Below are 20087 nucleotides of genomic sequence, written 5' to 3'. Positions count from 1 at the left end.
ACACGGAAAGGCCCCGCCCGAACAAACGGACGCCCCCGGGGTATCGATCCCGGGGGCGTCCGCGCGCACGCGTGGTGCGTGTCGTCACTGCTCGGCCGGAGCCACCTTCTTGGCGGGCGCCTTCTTGGCAGCGGTCTTGGCCGTCGTCTTCTTGGCGGCCGTCGTCTTCTTCGCGGCGGTCGTCTTCTTGGCGGCGGTCTTCTTCGCGGCCGTCTTCTTGGCAGGTGCCTTCTTGGCGGGCGCCTTCTTGGCGGTCTTCTTCGCGGGGCCCTTGGCCCGCTTCTCCGCGAGGAGCTCGTACCCGCGCTCCGGTGTGATGTCTTCCACGGAGTCCGACGCCCGCAGCGTGGCGTTCGTCTCGCCGTCCGTGACGTACGCGCCGAAGCGGCCGTCCTTCACGACGACGGGCTTCTCGCTGACCGGGTCGGTGCCGAGCTCCTTCAGCGGCGGCTTGGCGGCCGCGCGCCCACGCTGCTTGGGCTGGGCGTAGATCGCCAGCGCCTCTTCGAGCGTGATGGTGAAGAGCTGCTCCTCGGCCGTCAGCGACCGCGAGTCCGTGCCCTTCTTCAGGTACGGGCCGTACCGGCCGTTCTGCGCGGTGATCTCGACGCCCTCGGCGTCGGCGCCCACCACGCGCGGCAGCGACATCAGCTTCAGGGCGTCGTCCAGCGTCACGGTGTCGAGCGACATGGACTTGAAGAGGGAGGCGGTACGCGGCTTGACCGCGTTCTTGCCGGTCTTCGGGGTGCCCTCGGGGAGCACCTCGGTGACGTACGGGCCGTAGCGGCCGTCCCTCGCGATGATCTGGTGGCCGGAGACCGGGTCGGTGCCGAGCTCGAAGTCACCGCTCGGCTTGGCGAGCAGTTCCTCGGCGTACTCGACCGACAGCTCGTCGGGAGCGAGGTCCTCGGGCACGTCGGCGCGCTGGTGGTTCTCGGAGTCGCGCTCGCCGCGCTCGACGTAGGGGCCGTAGCGCCCGACGCGCAGCACGATGTCGTTGCCGACGGGGAAGGACGAGACCTCGCGGGCGTCGATCGCGCCCAGGTCGGTCACGAGCTCCTTCAGACCGCCGAGGTGATCGCCGTCACCGTTGCCCGCGTCGGCCGCGCCGCCGGCGCCGCCGCCCTGGCCGAAGTAGAAACGCTTCAGCCACGGCACGGACTGGGCCTCGCCCCGCGCGATGCGGTCGAGGTCGTCCTCCATGGACGCGGTGAAGCTGTAGTCGACGAGCCGCCCGAAGTGCTTCTCCAGGAGGTTGACGACGGCGAACGACAAGAAGGAGGGCACGAGGGCCGTCCCCTTCTTGAAGACGTAGCCGCGGTCGAGGATCGTGCCGATGATCGACGCGTACGTCGACGGGCGGCCGATCTCGCGCTCTTCGAGCTCCTTGACCAGGGAGGCCTCGGTGTAGCGGGCCGGCGGCTTCGTCGCGTGGCCGTCGACCGAGATCTCCTCGGCGGACAGCGCGTCGCCCTCGGCGACCTGCGGGAGCCGGCGCTCGCGGTCGTCCAGCTCCGCGTTCGGGTCGTCGGCGCCTTCGACGTACGCCTTCATGAAGCCGTGGAACGTGATCGTCTTGCCGGACGCGCTGAACTCGGCGTCGCGGCCGTCGCTGGAACGGCCACCGATCTTCACGGTCACCGAGTTACCGACGGCGTCCTTCATCTGGGAGGCGACGGTCCGCTTCCAGATGAGCTCGTACAGACGGAACTGGTCGCCGGTCAGGCCGGTCTCGGCGGGCGTGCGGAAGCGGTCGCCCGACGGACGGATCGCCTCGTGCGCCTCCTGCGCGTTCTTGACCTTGCCGGCGTACGTGCGCGGCTTGTCCGGCAGGTAGTCGGCCCCGTACAGCTGCGTGACCTGGGCACGGGCGGCGCTGACCGCCGTGTCCGACAGGGTCGTGGAGTCCGTACGCATGTAGGTGATGAAGCCGTTCTCGTACAGCTTCTGTGCCACCTGCATGGTCGCCTTCGCACCGAAGCCGAGCTTGCGCGAGGCCTCCTGCTGCAAGGTCGTCGTACGGAAGGGGGCGTACGGCGAGCGGCGGTACGGCTTGGACTCGACCGAGCGGACGGCGAAGTCCGTCTGCTCCAGGGCGGCGGCCAGCGCGCGGGCGTTGGCCTCGTCCAGGTGGAGGGTGTTCGCCGAGTTGCCGCCCTTGATCTGGCCCAGCGAGTCGAAGTCGCGGCCCTGCGCGATGCGCTTGCCGTCGACCGCGCTCAGCCGGGCGACCAGGGAGGACGGGTCGGACGGGTCACCGGCGCGGCCCGTCGCGAAGGTGCCGGTCAGGTCCCAGTACTCGGCGGAGCGGAAGGCGATGCGCTCGCGCTCCCGCTCGACGACGAGCCGGGTGGCGACCGACTGGACGCGGCCCGCCGACAGGCGCGGCATGACCTTCTTCCACAGGACCGGCGAGACCTCGTAGCCGTAGAGGCGGTCGAGGATGCGGCGGGTCTCCTGGGCGTCGACCATGCGCTTGTTGAGCTCGCGCGGGTTGGCGACGGCGGAGCGGATCGCGTCCTTGGTGATCTCGTGGAAGACCATCCGGTGGACGGGAACCTTGGGCTTCAGGACCTCGAGGAGGTGCCACGCGATGGCTTCGCCCTCGCGGTCCTCATCGGTGGCCAGGAAGAGTTCGTCGGAGTCCTTCAGCAGGTCCTTGAGCTTCTTGACCTGGGCTTTCTTGTCCGCGTTGACCACGTAGATGGGCTGGAAGTCGTGCTCGACGTCCACCCCGAGGCGGCGGACCTCACCCGTGTACTTCTCGGGGACCTCGGCCGCGCCGCTGGGGAGGTCGCGGATGTGCCCGACGCTCGCTTCGACGACGTACCCAGGGCCGAGGTAGCCCTTGATCGTCTTCGCCTTGGCGGGCGACTCGACGATGACGAGTCGGCGGCCGCCCTGTGCGGTCTCGCTGGTCGGGGACAACTTCGCTCTTCTCTCCGGTCGGCGGATGGAGCCGTTCTGAATCCATGGTTCTGGTCCGTGGTCACGGCACTGCTGCGGAGTGTGACGGTACCTCCCGCCGGTGTGTCAAACGGGAAAAGCACGCAGCAGCCACTCGGAACGGTAACCCGACTCCTCGTGATCCTGCCCCCGGACCGGAGAGCGGACGCCTCTGCTCCGGCTGTCCACGACGTGTCCATGGCATGACCGCCACGTCCGTCCGAGGTCACCTCCGGCGCCACCGCGACATCGTTGCGGAGATCACTGGCCATGCCACGTTTCTGTCACAAGCGTCCCCATTACGCTGCCGTCGGACGCCCAGCGCCCTCATCCTTATCCGCTCCTGACAAGATGGCGGATGGCTGGGGGAGCCCGACGGGGAGCCTCCGGCTCGTCCCCGACCGGCATCCCGACCGCAGGAGCATCCCGATGTCCGACAGCAACCCGTACGGCCAGCCCCCGCAGGACCAGCCCGGCGCCAACCCGTACGGCTACCCGCAGCAGCCCGGCCAGCCGCAGGGCGGTCAGCCCGGCTACGGCTATCCGCAGCAGGGTTCGCAGCCCGGCTACGGCTACCCGGGCGCGGCCCCAGGCGGCGCCTACCCGCCCCAGCCGGGCGTCGGCATGCCGGCCGCGTACGACCCGAACGCGCCGTACGGCTACGACCCGTACGGCCGCCCGTACTCCGACAAGCAGAAGCTGACGGCCGGCCTGCTCGGCATCTTCCTCGGCACCTTCGGCGTCGGCCGCTTCTACACCGGGCACACCGGTCTGGCCGTCGGCCAGCTCCTCGTCGGCGTGCTGACCTGCGGTATCGGCGGCATGTGGGGCTTCATCGACGGCATCGTCATGCTCGCCGGCAGCAACACGACCGACGCGCAGGGCCGCATCCTGCGCTCATAGTCGTGTCCTCGTCCCCGCGACCCCCGCGACCCCCGCGGTCGCCTCGGCCCCCTCGGACCTCACGGCCCCCTTGGGCCTCGATGTCCTCACGGTCACCCCGGGCCTCTCGGGCCTCTCGGTCCTCTCGGTCCTCCTGGCTCACGGCCCTGCGTGCCCCGGCCACAGCACCCCTCGCGGTGCTCGTCGCCGGGGCCGCCGCGAGTTCCTACCTCTACGGCACCGACCCGCACGAGCCGGGCCACTGGCTCCCGGGCTGCCCGTTCCGCGCGCTCACCGGCCTGCTCTGTCCGGGCTGCGGCGGCACCCGGATGGCGTACGACCTGATGCACGGTCAGTTCGTCGCGGCCTGGCACGACAACGCGCTACTGCTCCTCGCCCTGCCGTTCGCGCTGTTCGCTCTGGGACGCTGGACGTACGCGGGACTGCGCGGACGGCGTCTGTCCCCGTCCGTCAGCAGTCGCACCCAACTCGGTCTGCTCGGACTGGCGTTCCTCTGGGCGGTCGCGCGCAACGCCTTCTGACAGAGAGGCGCCGGCCACGGTGCGCGCCTCTGCGCGCCTCCCCGACGCCTCGTGCCAGATCACAAACCCGCCACGATCTACCCGTGAGTTCAACCCGGGCACCCAAGTCCCTCTAGCCTCAAGGGTTCCGAGGCCGCGCCATGTCCCCGCCGGTGCGCAGCGCCCGGAAGCATCCGCTCAGGAGCCCGGCTTCGCCGTGCCCGCATCAGTTCCCTAGGAGCAACTCCCCATGTCCCAGCCCTACCCCGGCGCCACGCCCGAGGCCCCGTTCGGCCACGACCCGCAGGGTCGCCCGTACTCCGACAAGCAGAAGCTGGTCGCCGGCCTGCTCGGCATCTTCCTCGGCTCGTTCGGCGTCGGCCGCTTCTACGTCGGCGACACCAAGACCGGTGTCTGGCAGCTCGTCGTCTCCGTCCTCACCTGCGGCATCGGCGGCATCTGGGGCTTCATCGACGGCATCCTGTTCCTCACCAGCAACGACCGCACGGACGCGCAGGGTCGTCCGCTGCGCAGCTGACGCCCGGCAGCCGACACGACGGAGCCCGTCCCCACACCGGTGGGGACGGGCTCCGTCGTTCGCCCTGTCTGTCGCGTTCCGTCGCGTAGGCGGTTCTCTTCCGCCTCGTACGCCTCGTACGCCTCGTACGCCTCGTACGCCTCGTGCGCCTCGTACGCCTCGCACGTCTCGCACATCTCGCACATCTCGCACGTCTCGTCCGTCTCGTCCGTCTCGTCCGTCGCGTACGTCTCGCTCGGGGCTACCGCCCGCCAGAGCCGACGCGACGGGCTACAACTGGCCGAAACACCACGCCGCCAGCGCCAGCGAACCCGCGCCGAACGCGCCGGCGAGCAGCGCCGACGCCACGGGACGCACACCGTCCGCGACCGGCTGCCGGTGCACCGTACGCGCGCCCGTCCACAGCACGAGCCCCGCGCCGAACAGCGCGAACACCGTGCCCGCGAAGACCGCCGGAGTACTCTCCATCGCCTTGCGCCTCCCCCTAGAGACCTCTCGCGCCCGTGACGGGTGCCCAGCCCGGTGAGGCTGACACGGGCGGGGGAACCGGAGGTGAACTCCCGTGCAGCGCAAGGCGAAGAGCGGCTATCCGACCGGCGCGGCGGGCCCGGCCGGTTCGATGAAGCCCTGCTCGACCAGCGTGCGGATCTGCGCGGGCGTGCGGTCGCGCAGCAACACCGACTCCTCGCCGACGAGTTGGGCGATGGCGTCCAGGATCCGCCCGGCGCTCAGCGTGCCGTCGCAGACGCCCGCGAACCCGGCGCCGACCGTGTCCACCTTCGTCGCCCGGCGCATCCCGCGGCCCTGACGCAGCACCACGTGCTCGGGGTCCTCGGCGCCCGGCAGGCCGACCTGCTCCTGCACGACCTCGACGGCGAGCTTGAACGAGGACTCCAGAAGCGCCGCGTCGTCGTGCGCGCGCAGCCAGTCGATCCGCTCGAAGTGCGCCCGGATGGTGTCGCCGAGCGGCTGCTCGACGGGGTGCGGCCACTCCTCGACGACGATCGACGGCTCGGCCGCGTCCGTCTTGCGCAGCGTGATCCACCCGAAGCCGACGGACTTCACCCCGCGCGCCTCGAACTCGTCGAGCCAGGCGTCGTACCGGGCCGCGTACGTGGCCGGTTCGGTGCGGTGGTCACCGGCGTCGCGCAGCCACAACTCGGCGTACTGCGTGATGTCCTGCACCTCGCGCTGCACGATCCAGGCGTCGCAGCCGCGCGGCACCCACGAGCGCAGCCGCTCGGTCCACTCCTCCCCCTCCACGTGCTGCCAGTTGGCGAGGAACTGCGCGTATCCCCCGTCGTTCAGATGCGCCCCCGCCTCCTGAACGATCGACCGGCACAGATCGTCCCCGCCCATCCCGCCGTCGCGGTACGTGAGCCGGGCGCCCGGGGAGATCACGAAGGGCGGGTTCGACACGATCAGGTCGTACGTCGCGTCGCCGACGGGCTCGTACAGCGACCCCTCGCGCAGGTCGGCGGCGGGCGCCCCGGACAGGGCCAGCGTCAGCCCGGTGATGTGCAGGGCGCGGGGGTTGAGGTCGGTCGCGGTGACCTGCGTGGCGTGCCGGGCGGCGTGCAGCGCCTGGATCCCGGAACCGGTGCCGACGTCGAGCGCCGAGGCGACGGGCGTCCGTACGGTGATCCCGGCGAGCGTGGTGGATGCCCCGCCGACACCGAGCACGACACCTTCCTGGGTACTGCCGATGCCGCCGGCGCCGCCGACCGCGCAGCCGAGGTCGGAGACGATGAACCAGTCCTCGCCGTCGGGCCCGCCGTACGGCCGTACGTCCACGGTCGCGGCGACGTCGTCGCCGTCCGCCCGCAGCCATCCGCCGTCCACGCAGGCGTCGAGCGGCAGCACGTCCGCGACCCGGGTCCGGGCCACGGGCTGCTGGAGCAGGAACAGCCGGACGAGCGTCTCCAGCGGCCGGTCACCCCGGGTGGCGCGCAGCGCGGGCACGGTCTCGCTGCGGGCGAGCGCGGCGTAGGCGGGCGCCCCGAGCAGTTCGAGCAGACCGTCGGCGGTGAACTCGGCTTTCAGGAGGGCGTCGCGCAGGGCGGCGGCGACGTCCGAACGGTCGGGCGCGGGCAGGGGGGCGGCAGCGATATCACTCACACCCCCATTGTGACCCGGGCATGGCCGGGGGACCGCACGGCGGAAGGGCCGAGCCCGGCCCTCAGCACGGCCTGCGCCAAAGGGCGGACCCGGCCCTCGACACGGCCCTGTACCCAGGGGCGGACCCAGCCCTCGGCACAGTCCTGTGAGCAGGCCGTCGGCAGACAGGACGGCGCCCCCGGCGCCGCGCACGATGCGCGGCCCCGAGGGCGCCGGAAGAGAACCCCGGGCTACGAACCCGACGGCGAGGAGGACGCGGACGCGCTCTTGCAGCTCTCCTGCTTGGCCATCGCCTCGCCCACCTCCCCCTCTTCCAGGTTCTTGAGGGCGTCGCTGCCGCTCTGGCTGAGCTTTTCCAGCTCGCCCGCGATCCCCTTGAGCCCCTCGGCGAACTTCGCCTGGTCGTCGGTGTCGAGCTTGTCGACCTGCTTCTTCAGGTCGGCGTACGAGGACGAGATCGTGTCGAGTTCCTTGACCGCGTCCTGCTGCTTCTTCTCACCGTCGTCGACCGGCGGGGCGCCCGCCTCGTCGACCGCGTCACCGATCGCCTTGTACGCGTCGGACATGTCCTGGAACGCCTTCGAGTCCGTCTTCTGGACGTCCGCGGGTTCGCTGTTGTCCGAGGTCTCCTTCTGGATCGCGGTGTTGGCGGCTTCGATCTTCTTCGCCTGCGGCTGAACCGCGTCACAGACCGTCTTGGCCCAGGAGTCCAGCTTCTCGTTGCTGTCGTCGCTGCAACCCGACAACGCCAGTACCAGTACCGCACCGCCGGACAGTGCGGCTGCAAGCTTCTTGTTCACCGGATCGGTCCCTTCCATGGCTCTCGGCCCCGGAACTTACACGCCGAGCACACGACAATCGCACCTCAGGTGTCCCCTTCGACCGCTTTGTTGACCTTTAGCAGCCATTTGCACCAAGGGAGAGAAGGCTCACGGAAGACGTACCGGGAAGTTCCGCATACACGGGTGGGCGGGCGGCGACTCCAAGAGCCGCCGCCCGCCCACCTGTTGAGGCAGCGCGGAGCGGGAGTCCGCTTCGCGGTACGCCGTTACGAGCGCGACGGCACCGCGGTCGGGTCCGCCTGCTTCGGCACCCGCCCCTGCTCGTCCCCGTCCCCGTCCTCGTCGCTGACGGCGATGCCGCGCCGCTTGGAGACGTACACCGCGCCGATGATGACGGCCAGTGAGACGACGGCGGCCACGACGCGCACGGTGACGCTCGCGTCGTCCCCGTAACTGAACTTGACGACCGCGGGCGCGATGAGCAGCGCGACGAGGTTCATCACCTTCAGGAGCGGGTTGATGGCCGGGCCCGCGGTGTCCTTGAACGGGTCGCCGACCGTGTCACCGATGACGGTCGCGGCGTGTGCCTCGCTGCCCTTGCCGCCGTGGTGCCCGTCCTCGACGAGCTTCTTCGCGTTGTCCCACGCGCCACCGGAGTTGGCGAGGAAGACGGCCATCAGCGTTCCGGTGCCGATGGCCCCCGCGAGGTACGCGCCGAGCGCGCCCACGCCGAGCGTGAAACCGATCGCGATCGGTGCCATGACGGCGAGCAGGCCGGGCGTGGCGAGCTCCCGCAGCGCGTCCTTCGTACAGATGTCGACGACGCGTCCGTACTCCGGCTTCTCCGTGTAGTCCATGATCCCGGGGTGCTCGCGGAACTGCCGCCGCACCTCGTAGACCACCGAACCGGCCGACCGGGACACGGCGTTGATGGCGAGCCCGGAGAAGAGGAAGACCACCGCGGCGCCGGCGATCAGCCCCACCAGGTTGTTGGGCTGGGAGATGTCCATCATCAGGCTCATCGGCCCGCCCTCGCCGACCTTCTCGCCGACCTCGTCCGCGGCCGTGAAGATCGCGTCCCGGTACGAGCCGAACAGCGCCGCCGCCGCGAGGACCGCGGTGGCGATGGCGATCCCCTTGGTGATGGCCTTCGTCGTGTTGCCGACGGCGTCCAGGTCGGTGAGCACCTGCGCGCCCGCCCCCTGTACGTCGCCGGACATCTCGGCGATGCCCTGCGCGTTGTCGGAGACCGGACCGAAGGTGTCCATGGCGACGATGACGCCGACCGTGGTGAGCAGCCCGGTACCGGCCAGCGCGACGGCGAACAGGGCGAGCATGATCGACGTACCGCCGAGCAGGAACGCCCCGTAGACGCCGAGGCCGATCAACACCGCCGTGTAGACGGCCGATTCGAGCCCGATGGCGATACCGGCGAGCACGACGGTGGCGGGTCCGGTCAGCGACGACTTGCCGATGTCCCTGACGGGTCGCCGGGTCGTCTCGGTGAAGTAGCCGGTGAGCTGCTGGATCAGCGCGGCGAGCACGATGCCGATGGCCACGGCGACGACGGCGAGGATCCGTGGATCGCCGTCCTTGCCGCTGACCACCGTGTCGGTGACGCCGTCCAGATCGGCGTACTTCGCCGGGAGGTACGTGTAGACGGCCACGGCCACGAGGACGACCGAGATCACCGCCGAGATGAAGAACCCGCGGTTGATGGCGCTCATACCGGAGCGGTCGGACCGGCGTGGCGCGACGGCGAAGATGCCGATCATCGCCGTGAGGACGCCGATCGCGGGCACCATCAGCGGGAACGCGAGCCCGGCGTCGCCGAAGGCCGCCTTGCCGAGGATCAGCGCGGCGACCAGCGTGACGGCGTACGACTCGAAGAGGTCGGCGGCCATTCCGGCGCAGTCCCCGACGTTGTCGCCCACGTTGTCGGCGATGGTCGCGGCGTTGCGCGGGTCGTCCTCCGGGATGCCCTTCTCGACCTTGCCGACCAGGTCGGCGCCGACGTCGGCGGCCTTGGTGAAGATGCCACCGCCGACCCTCATGAACATCGCGATCAGCGCCGCACCGAGCCCGAATCCCTCAAGGACCTTGGGCGCGTCGGCCGCGTAGACGAGGACGACACAGGAGGCGCCGAGCAGACCGAGCCCCACCGTGAACATGCCGACGACGCCACCGGTGCGGAAAGCGATCTTCATTGCTTTGTGCGAGACGGCGGTGAGATCCTTTTCGGGCTCACCTTCCGCGGGTGTCGCTTCCCGGGCCGCGGCGGCGACGCGCACATTACTGCGCACCGCGAGCCACATTCCGATATAGCCGGTGCCCGCGGAGAACGCCGCGCCGATCAAGAAGAAGATCGAACGCCCGGCGCGTTGATTCCAGTCGTCGGCGGGAAGCAGCATGAGCAGGAAGAACACCACGACGGCGAATACGCCGAGCGTGCGCAGCTGACGACCCAGATAGGCGTTCGCGCCTTCCTGGACCGCGGCCGCGATCTTCTTCATGGAATCCGTGCCCTCGCCGGCGGCGAGCACCTGGCGCACCAGGACTCCGGCGACGGCGAGCGCCGCCAGCGCGACGACGGCGATGACGATCACGATCAGCCGGTTGTCGTCCGTCAGAACCGCGGCTGCGAACGTAGAGGGGGTACTCGAAGTGGACAGCTCCGCCATTCGTCCTCCTTGACGCTTGGACTGAGCTCAAGACGTGGACGGATTGTAGGGAGCGGAACCTGATCAAAACAGTGCGCGGCAAACGGAATTGTTTACTACCCCGCAAATGATCGACGAACCCCTCTCCGGCCGGGCCGGAGAGAGAATGAATAACGCCTTGAAGCCATTATCAAAATCAACGATCTCCGACCAATGATCAGTCACCGATTACGGAAGATCGGGGACGGAAGATCGGGGACGGGAGACCAGAGACGGAAGACCGGTGGCCGAAGATCTTTGACCGAAGTCCCTTGACCGAAGGTCCTTGACCGAAGGTCCTTGGCCGAAGGTCCTTGGCCGAAGATCAATGATCCGAGATCGACGATCAACGGGAGAAAAGAAAAAGGCTCTGTTCGCGGTGAGGCGAACAAAGCCTGGTTCCATGAGCGCGATCCCTGGCGCGGGCCGCGCCTACGTCAGCGTCGCCGGCGCGGTCGGCCAGCTCATCCGCAGAAGACCGCCGTGCTCGTCCGCGGTGACCTCGACGTCGTCCACGAGACCGCTGATGACGGCGAGTCCCATCTCGTCCTCGCCCTCCGCCTCCAGATCGTCGCCGGGGCCGCGGGCGCCGGGCACCTCACTGTGTGCGGCCACGGTCGTCGCGCGTGGCGCCACGTCGCCCACCTCGATGGAGAACTGCTTCTCCTCCTCGATCAGGGCCACCCGCACCGGATCCGTGATGCCACTGCTCTGGTGCAGGCCCACGGCCCGGGTGCACGCCTCGCCGACGGCGAGCCGGACCTCGTCGAGCACGGCCTCGTCCACACCCGCCCTGCGCGCCACCGCGGCCGCCACGAGACGGGCCGTGCGGACGTGCTCGGGCAGAGGGCTGAAGCGGAGTTCGACGGTGGCCATGCATCCCCCTCAGGACGTACGGACGTGCTCTCAGGGACCGGGCCGGCCACGGCCCGATCCCTGTCATGCATCTACCGGATCGATCAGGTCAGTCGGTCGCCGCGACGGCTTCCTCGACCGAGGTGTGAATCGGGAACACCTTGGTCAGACCGGTGATTCGGAAGATCTTGAGAATGCGCTCCTGGTTGCAGACCAGGCGCAGCGAGCCCTCGTGGGCACGCACCCGCTTGAGGCCGCCGACCAGCACGCCGAGTCCGGTGGAGTCGAGGAAGTCCACGCCCTCCATGTCGACGACAAGGTGGAAACTGCCGTCGTTCACCAGCTCGACCAGCTGCTCCCGCAGCTTGGGCGCGGTATATACATCGATTTCGCCACCGACCTCGACGACCGTACGATCGCCGACGGTACGGGTCGACAGGGACAGGTCCACGGATCCTCCAGCACCTTGCTATCGAGCGGTCGCCCCTTGGGGATACCTCGGCTTGACCCCCCGGGACGGTTCGCCAGCCGCGATGGCATTCAATCACTTACCGGCAGGCGTGCACGACGCCTTGGAAGCATTGTCCGTCACGCCAGTGACACACTCGGTGCCGATGGCCAAGAATCACCGATCCGATCGACCCTCGGCGCCCACAGGCTCCCGCCCCTCTCCGGGGGCGGTCCTGGAGCGGCTCGCCTCGGGTCCGAGCAGGGCTGCACGCGTCACTCATACGGAGCACTTGCCCCCTCGTCCGGGCCGTCATGCCGTCTGGCCGGACCGGATCCGATCCGAGGTCATCGCGGCCGTCCAGGAAGCGGGGATCGAGCACCCCTGGGCCCACCAGGCACGCGCAGCCGAACATGCGCTCGACGGCGATTCGGTCGTCGTCGCCACGGGCACGGCCTCCGGCAAGTCCCTGGCGTATCTCGCCCCGGTCCTCTCGACGCTCCTCGACGGCTCCGAGGCGCCGAACGGCCGCGGGGCGACCACGCTCTACCTCGCCCCCACGAAGGCGCTCGCCACGGACCAGTGCCGATCGGTGAAGGAACTTTCACAACCTCTCGGTACGGCGATCCGCCCCGCGGTGTACGACGGCGACACCCCCTTCGAGGAACGGGAGTGGGTGCGCCAGTACGCCAATTACGTGCTGACCAACCCCGACATGCTGCACCGCGGCATATTGCCGTCCCATCCCCGCTGGTCCTCCTTCCTCAAGGCGCTCAAGTACGTCGTGATCGACGAGTGCCACACGTATCGCGGGGTCTTCGGCTCGCACGTCGCCCAGATCCTGCGCCGCCTGCGCCGCCTGTGCGCGCGCTACGGCTCCTCTCCGGTCTTCCTCCTCGCGTCCGCCACGGCGGCCGAGCCCGCCGTCGCCGCCGGTCGTCTGACAGGGCTGCCCGTCGTCGAGGTCGCCGACGACGCCTCCCCGCGCGGCGAACTCGTCTTCGCCCTCTGGGAGCCCCCGCTCACCGAGATGCGCGGCGAGAAGGGCGCCCCGGTGCGGCGCACGGCGACCGCCGAGACGGCCGACCTGCTCACCGACCTCACCGTTCAGGGCGTCCGCACGGTCGCCTTCGTACGGTCCCGGCGCGGCGCCGAGCTGATCTCGGTGATCGCCCAGGAGCGCCTCGCCGAGGTCGACCGCTCGCTGGCCCGCCGGGTCGCCGCCTACCGCGGCGGCTATCTCGCGGAGGAACGCCGCGCCCTCGAAGCCGCCCTGCACTCCGGCGAACTCCTCGGCCTCGCCGCCACCACCGCCCTCGAACTCGGCATCGACGTCTCGGGGTTGGACGCCGTGCTGATCTGCGGCTACCCCGGCACGCGGGCATCCTTGTGGCAACAGGCGGGCCGCGCGGGACGCTCGGGCCAGGGCGCCCTCGCCGTCCTCGTCGCCCGCGACGACCCGCTGGACACCTACCTGGTGCACCACCCCGAGGCCCTCTTCGACCAGCCGGTCGAGTCGACGGTCCTCGACCCCGACAACCCCTATGTCCTCGCCCCCCACCTGTGCGCGGCGGCGGCCGAACTCCCGCTCACCGACACGGACTTCGCGCTCTTCGGTCCGACGACGGCCGAGCTGCTCCCCCAGCTGGAGGCGGCGAAGCTGCTGCGCCGGCGCGGCACCCGGGCGTGGCACTGGACGCGCCGCGAGTCCGCCGCCGACCTGGCCGACCTGCGCGGCGAGGGCGGCAACCCGGTCCAGATCGTCGAGGCGGCCACGGGACGACTGCTCGGCACGGTCGACGCGGGGTCCGCGCACACCACCGTCCACGACGGCGCGGTCCACCTCCACCAGGGCCGCACGTACGTCGTCAAGCACCTGGACCTGGACGACAACGTCGCCCTGGTCGAGCCCGCCAACCCCACGTACTCGACGACCGCCCGCGACACGACCGCCATCTCCATCCTGGAGACGGACGTCGAAGTCCCTTGGGGCGAGGGCCGGTTGTGCTACGGCTCGGTCGAGGTGACGAACCAGGTCGTCGCCTATCTCCGCCGCCGCCTCATCACCGGCGAGGTCCTCGGCGAGACGAAGCTCGACCTCCCTCCGCGCACGCTGCGCACCCGCGCGGTGTGGTGGACGGTGACGGAGGACCAGTTGGACGCCGCCCGCATCAACCCCGAGATCCTCGGTGGCGCCCTGCACGCCGCCGAACACGCCTCCATCGGCATGCTCCCCCTCTTCGCCACGTGCGACCGCTGGGACATCGGCGGCGTCTCGGTCCCGCTGCACCCCGACACGCTGCTCCCCACGGTCTTCGTCTACGACGGCCACCCCGGCGGGGCGGGCTTCGCCGAGCGCGCCTTCCACAAGGCCCAGGAGTGGCTGACGGCCACCCGCGAGGCCATCGCCTCCTGCGAGTGCGAGGCCGGCTGCCCTTCCTGCATCCAGTCGCCCAAGTGCGGCAACGGCAACGACCCGCTGCACAAGCGCGGCGCCGTACGCCTCCTCTCGGTCCTCCTCAAGGACGCGGCCCAGACCGCCCCTACCGCCCCGGTTCCGCAGCCGGGCCCCGCGGAACCGGCCCAGCAGGCCCCGCCCGCGCCCTGACCTGCGCCGCGAACACCCCGGTCCCCGCGGCCGCGGTCACGTCCGACACACCCCGCGCACGGAGCACCGCACGACGCTCGCGCCCTGTGCCCGCGCCACCCGACCGGCCAGCGCACAGGCGTCCGCGCCGCTCTCCGTCCCGTGCTCGGCGGCGGCCAGCGCCGCGAGATCGGCCGCGCCGCCCGCACGGTGCCGCGCCTGCACGGCGTGGCCCAGCGCCAACACGCCGCCGAAGACGACGCCCATCGCGGCCATGGCCACGACGACCCAGACGGTCGCGGACCCGCGATCGGAGCGTGCCCGGACCGCCGACGACCAGCGCCGGAACCCGAGCCGGAGCCGGACTCGGAACCGGGCCCCCGCGCCGCTCCCTCTGGTCACTGTGATCACTCGGATCGCTTGAGCTACTTGAGCCACTTGAGTTACTTGGACCACCTCGGCTCCTCGGGTCGCTCGGGTTGCTCCGATCGCTCGGGTCGCTCGGGTCGCTAGGGTCGCTAGGGTTTCTCCGGTCGCTCCGATCACGACTCCCCCGCCGTCTCCTCGGCGGCCGCGACCGCCTGCGCGCTCAGGTCCACGCCGAGCGGACCCGGGCCCACCGACCGCGCGCGCACCGTCACTCGAACCAGATCGCCCTCCCGGCCGATCTCGACCCGCGCTCCGGGCGGCGCGGCGTCCTGGGCGGCGTCGATCGCGGCGCCCCGCGGCTCCTGCCGGGCGACCGCCCTGGCGCCGGCCCGCGCGGCGTCCACGCACCTGATCTGCGCGGACGCCGCGAGAACCGCCCAGACCAGCACCATCGTGAACGCCACCAGGACGGGCAGCACCACGGCCGCCTCCGCCGTCACGAACCCCCGGTCGCGGCCCGGGGAGCAGCCGCCCCGCGCGCCGCCCTCAGAACGAGCCATGGAGCGCCTTCGCCACCATGGACTGCATCGTCGACTGCACGGCATCGCTCGTCATCACCTGGTAGAGCACCCCGGCGAACCCCACCGCCGCGATCAGCCCCACCGCGTACTCGGCACTGACCATTCCGGCGTCCCGCCGGGCCGACCGCACCTCCCGCAGCCACCGCAGCGCCCTCCCTCGCAGCAGCCCGTACGCCTTCGCCGCACGCGTTCCGTTCATCGCAACCCCCTGATTTCGATGGGCACATGGCCCTTGCCATCAACGTGTTCTTCGTCGTCGCCGGTGTTCGTCGCGGTCACCGGCCGCCACCCAGCACGCCGCCCGCGAGTCCGATCACCACGGGAAGCACGCCGATGACGAGGAAGGCGGGCAGGAAGCACAGCCCCACGGGCGCCGTGATGATCACCGCGGCCCGCCGCGCCACCGCTGTCGCCCTGCGGCCCCGCTCGGCCCTGCACTCCGCCGCGAACCGGGCCACGGGCACCGCCGCCGGCGCCCCCGACTCGCCCGCGCGCTCCATCAGCCGTACCAGCTCGGCGGCTCCCGGTATCGCCGCCAACTCCCGCCAAGCGGACCCCGCTTCACCGCCGAGACGCACCTGTGCCGCACCCCGCGCGAGCGCCCGCCCTACCGTTCCGCCCAACGACTCCCCGACCGCCCGCGCCGCGCCCACCGGAGTCGCCCCGGCCGCGATGCAGGCGGCCAACAGATCGGCCGCCAGCGGCAGTTGACGTACCGACTCCGCGTCGACCCGGCCGTCCGCGACCGGTGACGCCGCCCTCCCGCGCCACCACCGCCACACGGCCGCCCCGCCGACCACCCCGACGCAGAGCCCGGCCACGCCTCCGACCAGTACGTATCCGGCGGCAACCGCCCCGATCACCGGCGCCCATCGCCGCAGCGCGGGCGGTACTCCCACGGTCCGCCGCACCGGCTCCGCCACGGCCTCCGCCAGCACGGCCCGCACCCGGCGCCGCACTCGCCGCTCCCGCCGTCGTGCCTCGGCCTCCGACAGCAGCCACGCCACCGTCATCGCGACGCACAGCACTACCCCCAGCCTGTGGACAACATCCATGACCCCTCACTCCCCGACGACCTCGACCCGGACCAAACCCGCACGAACCGCGCCCCATGCCGCGCCGCGGCCCGCCTCACTCCTCCGCCCCTCTCACGATCCGCACCGCCCACCCCCATCCCGCCGCCTCCAGCACCCCACCCACCACCAGGCACCCGATCCCCGGCCCCGTGTGCAGCAGCACCCACAGCGGTCTCGCCCCGAGCACCGAGCCGAGCAGCAGCCCGAGCACCGGCAACCCGGCGAGCATCACCGCCGTCGACCACGGCCCAGCCAACTGGGCTCGCAGATCGGCCCGTTGATCCCGCTCGGCCCGCAGCGCCGCCGCCAACCGCTCCAGTCCGGCCGCGAGCCCCGCTCCCCGGTCGACCGCCACCCGCCAGCACGCCGCGAGCCCGTGCAACCCCTCGCCGCCCGGCTCCCGCGCCGCCTCCCGCAGCGCCCCGGGCACATCCCCGCCGAACCGCGCCGCGGCCACCACGGCCGCACTCCCCGCACCGGACAGCGCCCCCGATTCCCGTACCGCCACCGCCAACGCCTCCCCGGGCTGCCGCCCGGCCCGCACCTCCCCGCCACGACCCCGCACAGCCGGATCACCGCGTCCCCGCGCCGCTCCCGCGCCAGGCGCGCCTCCCGAGCCCTGCGTGCCCGCGCCGCGACCGGCACGGCACACGCCCCGGCGACGATCGGCAGTACAGACGCCCCGATCACCGCGACGGCCGATCCCGCGACCGCGCACCCCCATTCGGGCCGCGCCCGCGCCCATCCCCACCAGCGCTCGGCAGCGCGCCACCCTCCGCCGACGCCCGCTCCCGCGCCACGACCCCCAACACCGTCCGGAGCCGCCGCGCCTCCACGTCCCGGGCCCCCACGGCCCACATCACGACCACCACACCCAGCAGCCCCACACCGACAGCCCCCGGAACCCCCACACCCGCGACCCACATCCCCGTTCACCCTCTCCACGGCACACGACAACGGACTCCCGACGAACCCATCACCCCAACCGCACCCCCACCAGCCCCTCAAGCCGCTCCCGCCCCTCCCTCGGCACGAACCCCCGCTCGCCCCACTCCAGCGCCGGAACCGACCGCACCCACCCCGCCGCGTCCCGCTCCAGCACCTGGACCTGCGCCACCCGTCGCCGGCCGCCCCGGTCCCGTACGAGATGCAGCACCACGGACACCGCCGCCGCCAACTGGCTGTGGAGCGCCGCCCGGTCGAGGCCCGCCGCCGTCCCCAGCGCTTCCAGACGCACCGGCACATCGCTCGCCGCGTTGGCGTGGAGCGTGCCGCAGCCTCCTTGGTGTCCCGTGTTCAGCGCGGCCAGGAGCGAGACGACCTCGGGCCCGCGCACCTCGCCGACGACAAGGCGGTCCGGGCGCATACGCAGGGCCTGCCGCACCAGGTCGTCCAGGCCGACCGCGCCCGCCCCCTCCTGGTTCGCCGGGCGGGCCTCAAGGCGCACCACGTGCGGGTGGTCGGGGCGCAACTCGGCCGAGTCCTCCGCGAGCACGATCCGCTCGTCCCGCCCGACGAGCCCGAGCAACGCGCTCAGGAGTGTCGTCTTGCCGCTGCCCGTACCGCCGCTGATCAGGTACGACAGCCTCGCGTCGAGCAGGGCGCGCAGCACCCGGTCGCCGCCGGGCGGCACCGTCCCCGCCGCGACCAGTTCGTCGAGGGTGAAGGCGCGGGGCCGTACGACCCGCAGCGACAGGCAGGTGCAGCCCACCGCGATCGGCGGCAGCACCGCGTGCAGCCGTGTTCCGTCGGGCAGCCGGGCGTCCACCCAGGGCCGGGCGTCGTCGAGGCGCCGCCCCACCACGGCCGCGAGTCGCTGCGCCAACCGCCTCACTGCGGAGACACTTTCGAAGGTGACCCCGGTCAACTCCAGTCCCCGACCCCGGTCGACCCACACCTGATCGGGTGCCGACACGAGTACGTCCGTCACGGAGGCGTCGGCGAGCAGCGGTTCGAGCGGCCCCGCCCCCACCAGTTCGGACCGCAGCTGTCCTGCCGCGCCGAGGACCTCGGCGTCGCCGAGGACCCGCCCCTGGGCCCTCAGCGCCTCGGCCACCCGCGCGGGCGTCGCCTCCGCCCCGTTCTCCGCGAGCCACTGGCGTACGCCGTCCAGCATCCGGGCCCCGACCACCGCGCTCATGAGCCGACGCCTTTCTCCACCGGCAGCCGCTCCCAGAAGGCGGCGCAGAACCGCCCCAGCGGGCCGGCGCTCTGCCCCGCGCCCACCGGGCGCCCCGCGAGCACGCTCCGGTCCACGGGCAGCTCACCCGCGAGCGGCAGTCCGAGCAGCCCCGCCACCTCGTCCGTGCCGAGCCCTCCCGCGGCGGAGCCGGACACGGGAGCCGTCACCACCCGCAGATCCCGCAGCACCATCCCCACCGCCGCGGCCACCCGCCGGGCCGCGGCGACCGCCCGCAGTTCGGGCGGGACCACGAGCAGTCCCACGTCGAGCTGGGCGAGGGCCTCCACCGAGCCGGCGTCGATCCGGCGCGGCAGGTCCACCACCACCGCCCCGCCCCTGCGCCGCGCGGCGGCGAGCACGGCCCGTACGGCCTCCGGGGGTACCGCTGTCAGGTCGCCGCGGTCCCAGCTGAGCACCCGCAGGTCGTGCAGCTTCGGCAGCGACTCCTCCAGGGCGGCGCCGCCGACCCGGCCCCGCGACCGGGCGAAGGCCGGCCAGCGCAGTCCGTCGACGGCCTCGGCACCGAGCAGCACGTCCAGGCCGCCGCCCAGCGGGTCCGCGTCGACCAGCAGGGTGCGCCGGCCCGTCTTCGCGGATGCGACGGCCAGCGCGCAGGACAGCGTCGACGCCCCCGCGCCGCCGCGGCCGCCGATGACGCCGACGGTGAGGGCGGGACGCCCCACGTCCTCCACCACGTCGGCGATCCGGTCCATGAGCCACTGCTCGCCGTCCGGCAGCATCAGCACGTGGTCGGCGCCGATCTCCACGGCCCGCCGCCACACCCCCGAGTCGTCCTGGTCCCGCCCGACGAGGACGACCCCCTGCCGCCGGGCCACGCCGCGCAGCCGCCCCGCGGCATCGTCTCCGACCAGCACGAGCGGGGCCGCCTCCCAGCCCCCTCTGCCCTCCGGCACGCCGTGTCCGACCTCGGGCCGTACGCCGGCGGCGGCACACAGCCGCAGCAGGTCGTCGAGGAGCTCCACGTCCTCCGTCACGATCAGCGGCGCGCGTCGCGCGCCCCGTGTCCCGCACTCCATGGTTCTCGCCACGATCCGATCCCCCGTCTCCGCGCACCGGCCCGCACCCGCGGGCCGACGAATTCCGAAGCGCTCGGAACTTCGCGTGCGGAATCACCGTGCAGCGATCCGGGAAATCGTGTGGATCTTGGTCGATAACTGTGGACGCGAGAACGCTTGTGAATATCTCCGTCACCCGACAGGGGTGGATCCGACGAGGACCCGCGGTACACCCGAACGGCCCCCGCGCGACCCCGAAATGTCACGCAGCGTGACGGATCCACAACAGGCCGCCAAAGGCCCACAACCCAGCTCCCCCTAGGAAAAGGGCATGAAAAAAGGACCCGAAAACGGGTCCGGACATGCGACGACCCCCGCCGGGGGGGAGAGCGGGGGTCGTCCCCACGGTCCGACTCGGGGGGGGAGGAGCCAGACCGGGTTAGCACGGTCGCGAACGATCCGTGACTTCCATGGTGTACCCGAGAGG

General features: G+C 71.7%; 17 protein-coding genes and 1 pseudogene. 4 read left to right on the top strand and 14 right to left on the bottom strand.

The window, feature by feature from the left end; translation table 11 throughout:
- Positions 1-84: 84 nt before the first annotated feature.
- On the bottom strand, positions 85-2928 hold the full coding sequence (gene topA / locus V2W30_RS21605; RefSeq protein ID WP_338698848.1) for a type I DNA topoisomerase: 2844 nt from the start codon (positions 2926-2928) through the stop codon (positions 85-87).
- A 447-nt stretch (positions 2929-3375) separates the two neighbouring features.
- On the opposite strand from topA, the gene V2W30_RS21600 reads away from it, so the two are divergent.
- The 3 genes from V2W30_RS21600 to V2W30_RS21590 all read left to right on the top strand — a co-directional run bounded on the left by V2W30_RS21600 (position 3376) and on the right by V2W30_RS21590 (position 4887).
- On the top strand, positions 3376-3849 hold the full coding sequence (locus V2W30_RS21600; RefSeq protein WP_338698847.1) for a TM2 domain-containing protein: 474 nt from the start codon (positions 3376-3378) through the stop codon (positions 3847-3849).
- Between the two features lie 176 nt (positions 3850-4025).
- Positions 4026-4370 (top strand): DUF2752 domain-containing protein, encoded by a 345-nt coding sequence (locus tag V2W30_RS21595; protein ID WP_425244575.1) that lies wholly within the window; start codon positions 4026-4028, stop codon positions 4368-4370.
- Positions 4371-4599: 229 nt separating this feature from the next.
- Complete coding sequence (locus tag V2W30_RS21590; RefSeq protein ID WP_338698843.1) at positions 4600-4887, top strand: TM2 domain-containing protein; 288 nt, start codon at positions 4600-4602, stop codon at positions 4885-4887.
- 270 nt (positions 4888-5157) lie between these two features.
- On the opposite strand, the gene V2W30_RS21585 is transcribed toward V2W30_RS21590, so the two are convergent.
- The 6 genes from V2W30_RS21585 to bldG all read right to left on the bottom strand — a co-directional run bounded on the left by V2W30_RS21585 (position 5158) and on the right by bldG (position 11792).
- Entirely contained in the window at positions 5158-5355 is a 198-nt protein-coding gene (locus tag V2W30_RS21585; protein ID WP_338698841.1) for a hypothetical protein, read from the bottom strand.
- A 117-nt stretch (positions 5356-5472) separates the two neighbouring features.
- Entirely contained in the window at positions 5473-7005 is a 1533-nt protein-coding gene (locus V2W30_RS21580) for a DUF7059 domain-containing protein (protein ID WP_338698839.1), read from the bottom strand.
- Positions 7006-7235: 230 nt separating this feature from the next.
- Positions 7236-7823, bottom strand: a complete 588-nt coding sequence (locus V2W30_RS21575; protein WP_338698837.1) for a small secreted protein — start codon at positions 7821-7823, stop codon at positions 7236-7238.
- Between the two features lie 230 nt (positions 7824-8053).
- Entirely contained in the window at positions 8054-10468 is a 2415-nt protein-coding gene (locus V2W30_RS21570; RefSeq protein WP_338698835.1) for a sodium-translocating pyrophosphatase, read from the bottom strand.
- Between the two features lie 450 nt (positions 10469-10918).
- A complete protein-coding gene (locus V2W30_RS21565; RefSeq protein ID WP_338698833.1) occupies positions 10919-11362 on the bottom strand; it encodes an ATP-binding protein in 444 nt (147 codons plus the stop codon).
- 88 nt (positions 11363-11450) lie between these two features.
- On the bottom strand, positions 11451-11792 hold the full coding sequence (gene bldG, locus V2W30_RS21560; RefSeq protein ID WP_003975386.1) for an anti-sigma factor antagonist BldG: 342 nt from the start codon (positions 11790-11792) through the stop codon (positions 11451-11453).
- Between the two features lie 82 nt (positions 11793-11874).
- Between bldG and V2W30_RS21555 the strand changes: the two genes are divergently transcribed.
- Positions 11875-14397, top strand: a complete 2523-nt coding sequence (locus V2W30_RS21555) for a DEAD/DEAH box helicase (RefSeq protein WP_338698831.1) — start codon at positions 11875-11877, stop codon at positions 14395-14397.
- Here the strand turns inward: V2W30_RS21555 and V2W30_RS21550 are convergent.
- From V2W30_RS21550 to ssd, 7 genes and pseudogenes are all read right to left on the bottom strand, one after another.
- Positions 14333-14658: pseudogene (locus tag V2W30_RS21550) on the bottom strand (Rv3654c family TadE-like protein). The gene V2W30_RS21555 and the pseudogene V2W30_RS21550 overlap by 65 nt on opposite strands.
- A gap of 260 nt (positions 14659-14918) precedes the next feature.
- On the bottom strand, positions 14919-15305 hold the full coding sequence (locus V2W30_RS21545) for a TadE family type IV pilus minor pilin (RefSeq protein WP_338698829.1): 387 nt from the start codon (positions 15303-15305) through the stop codon (positions 14919-14921).
- On the bottom strand, positions 15292-15525 hold the full coding sequence (locus V2W30_RS21540; RefSeq protein ID WP_338698827.1) for a DUF4244 domain-containing protein: 234 nt from the start codon (positions 15523-15525) through the stop codon (positions 15292-15294). The genes V2W30_RS21545 and V2W30_RS21540 overlap by 14 nt, the downstream gene beginning before the upstream one ends.
- Positions 15526-15601: 76 nt before the next feature.
- A complete protein-coding gene (locus V2W30_RS21535) occupies positions 15602-16381 on the bottom strand; it encodes a type II secretion system F family protein (protein WP_338698825.1) in 780 nt (259 codons plus the stop codon).
- 76 nt (positions 16382-16457) lie between these two features.
- A complete protein-coding gene (locus V2W30_RS21530) occupies positions 16458-16910 on the bottom strand; it encodes a type II secretion system F family protein (protein WP_425244574.1) in 453 nt (150 codons plus the stop codon).
- Between the two features lie 468 nt (positions 16911-17378).
- Positions 17379-18542, bottom strand: coding sequence for a TadA family conjugal transfer-associated ATPase (locus V2W30_RS21525; protein ID WP_338698823.1), 1164 nt, complete (start codon positions 18540-18542; stop codon positions 17379-17381).
- Positions 18539-19621, bottom strand: coding sequence for a septum site-determining protein Ssd (gene ssd, locus V2W30_RS21520; RefSeq protein ID WP_338703715.1), 1083 nt, complete (start codon positions 19619-19621; stop codon positions 18539-18541). Before ssd ends, V2W30_RS21525 begins: the two co-directional genes overlap by 4 nt.
- Positions 19622-20087: the final 466 nt, after the last annotated feature.

The organism is Streptomyces sp. Q6 (assembly GCF_036967205.1).
Lineage (GTDB): Bacteria > Actinomycetota > Actinomycetes > Streptomycetales > Streptomycetaceae > Streptomyces > Streptomyces citrinus.
Note: the sequence above shows the minus strand (reverse complement) of the source record. Positions and strands in the feature narration are given on the sequence as shown.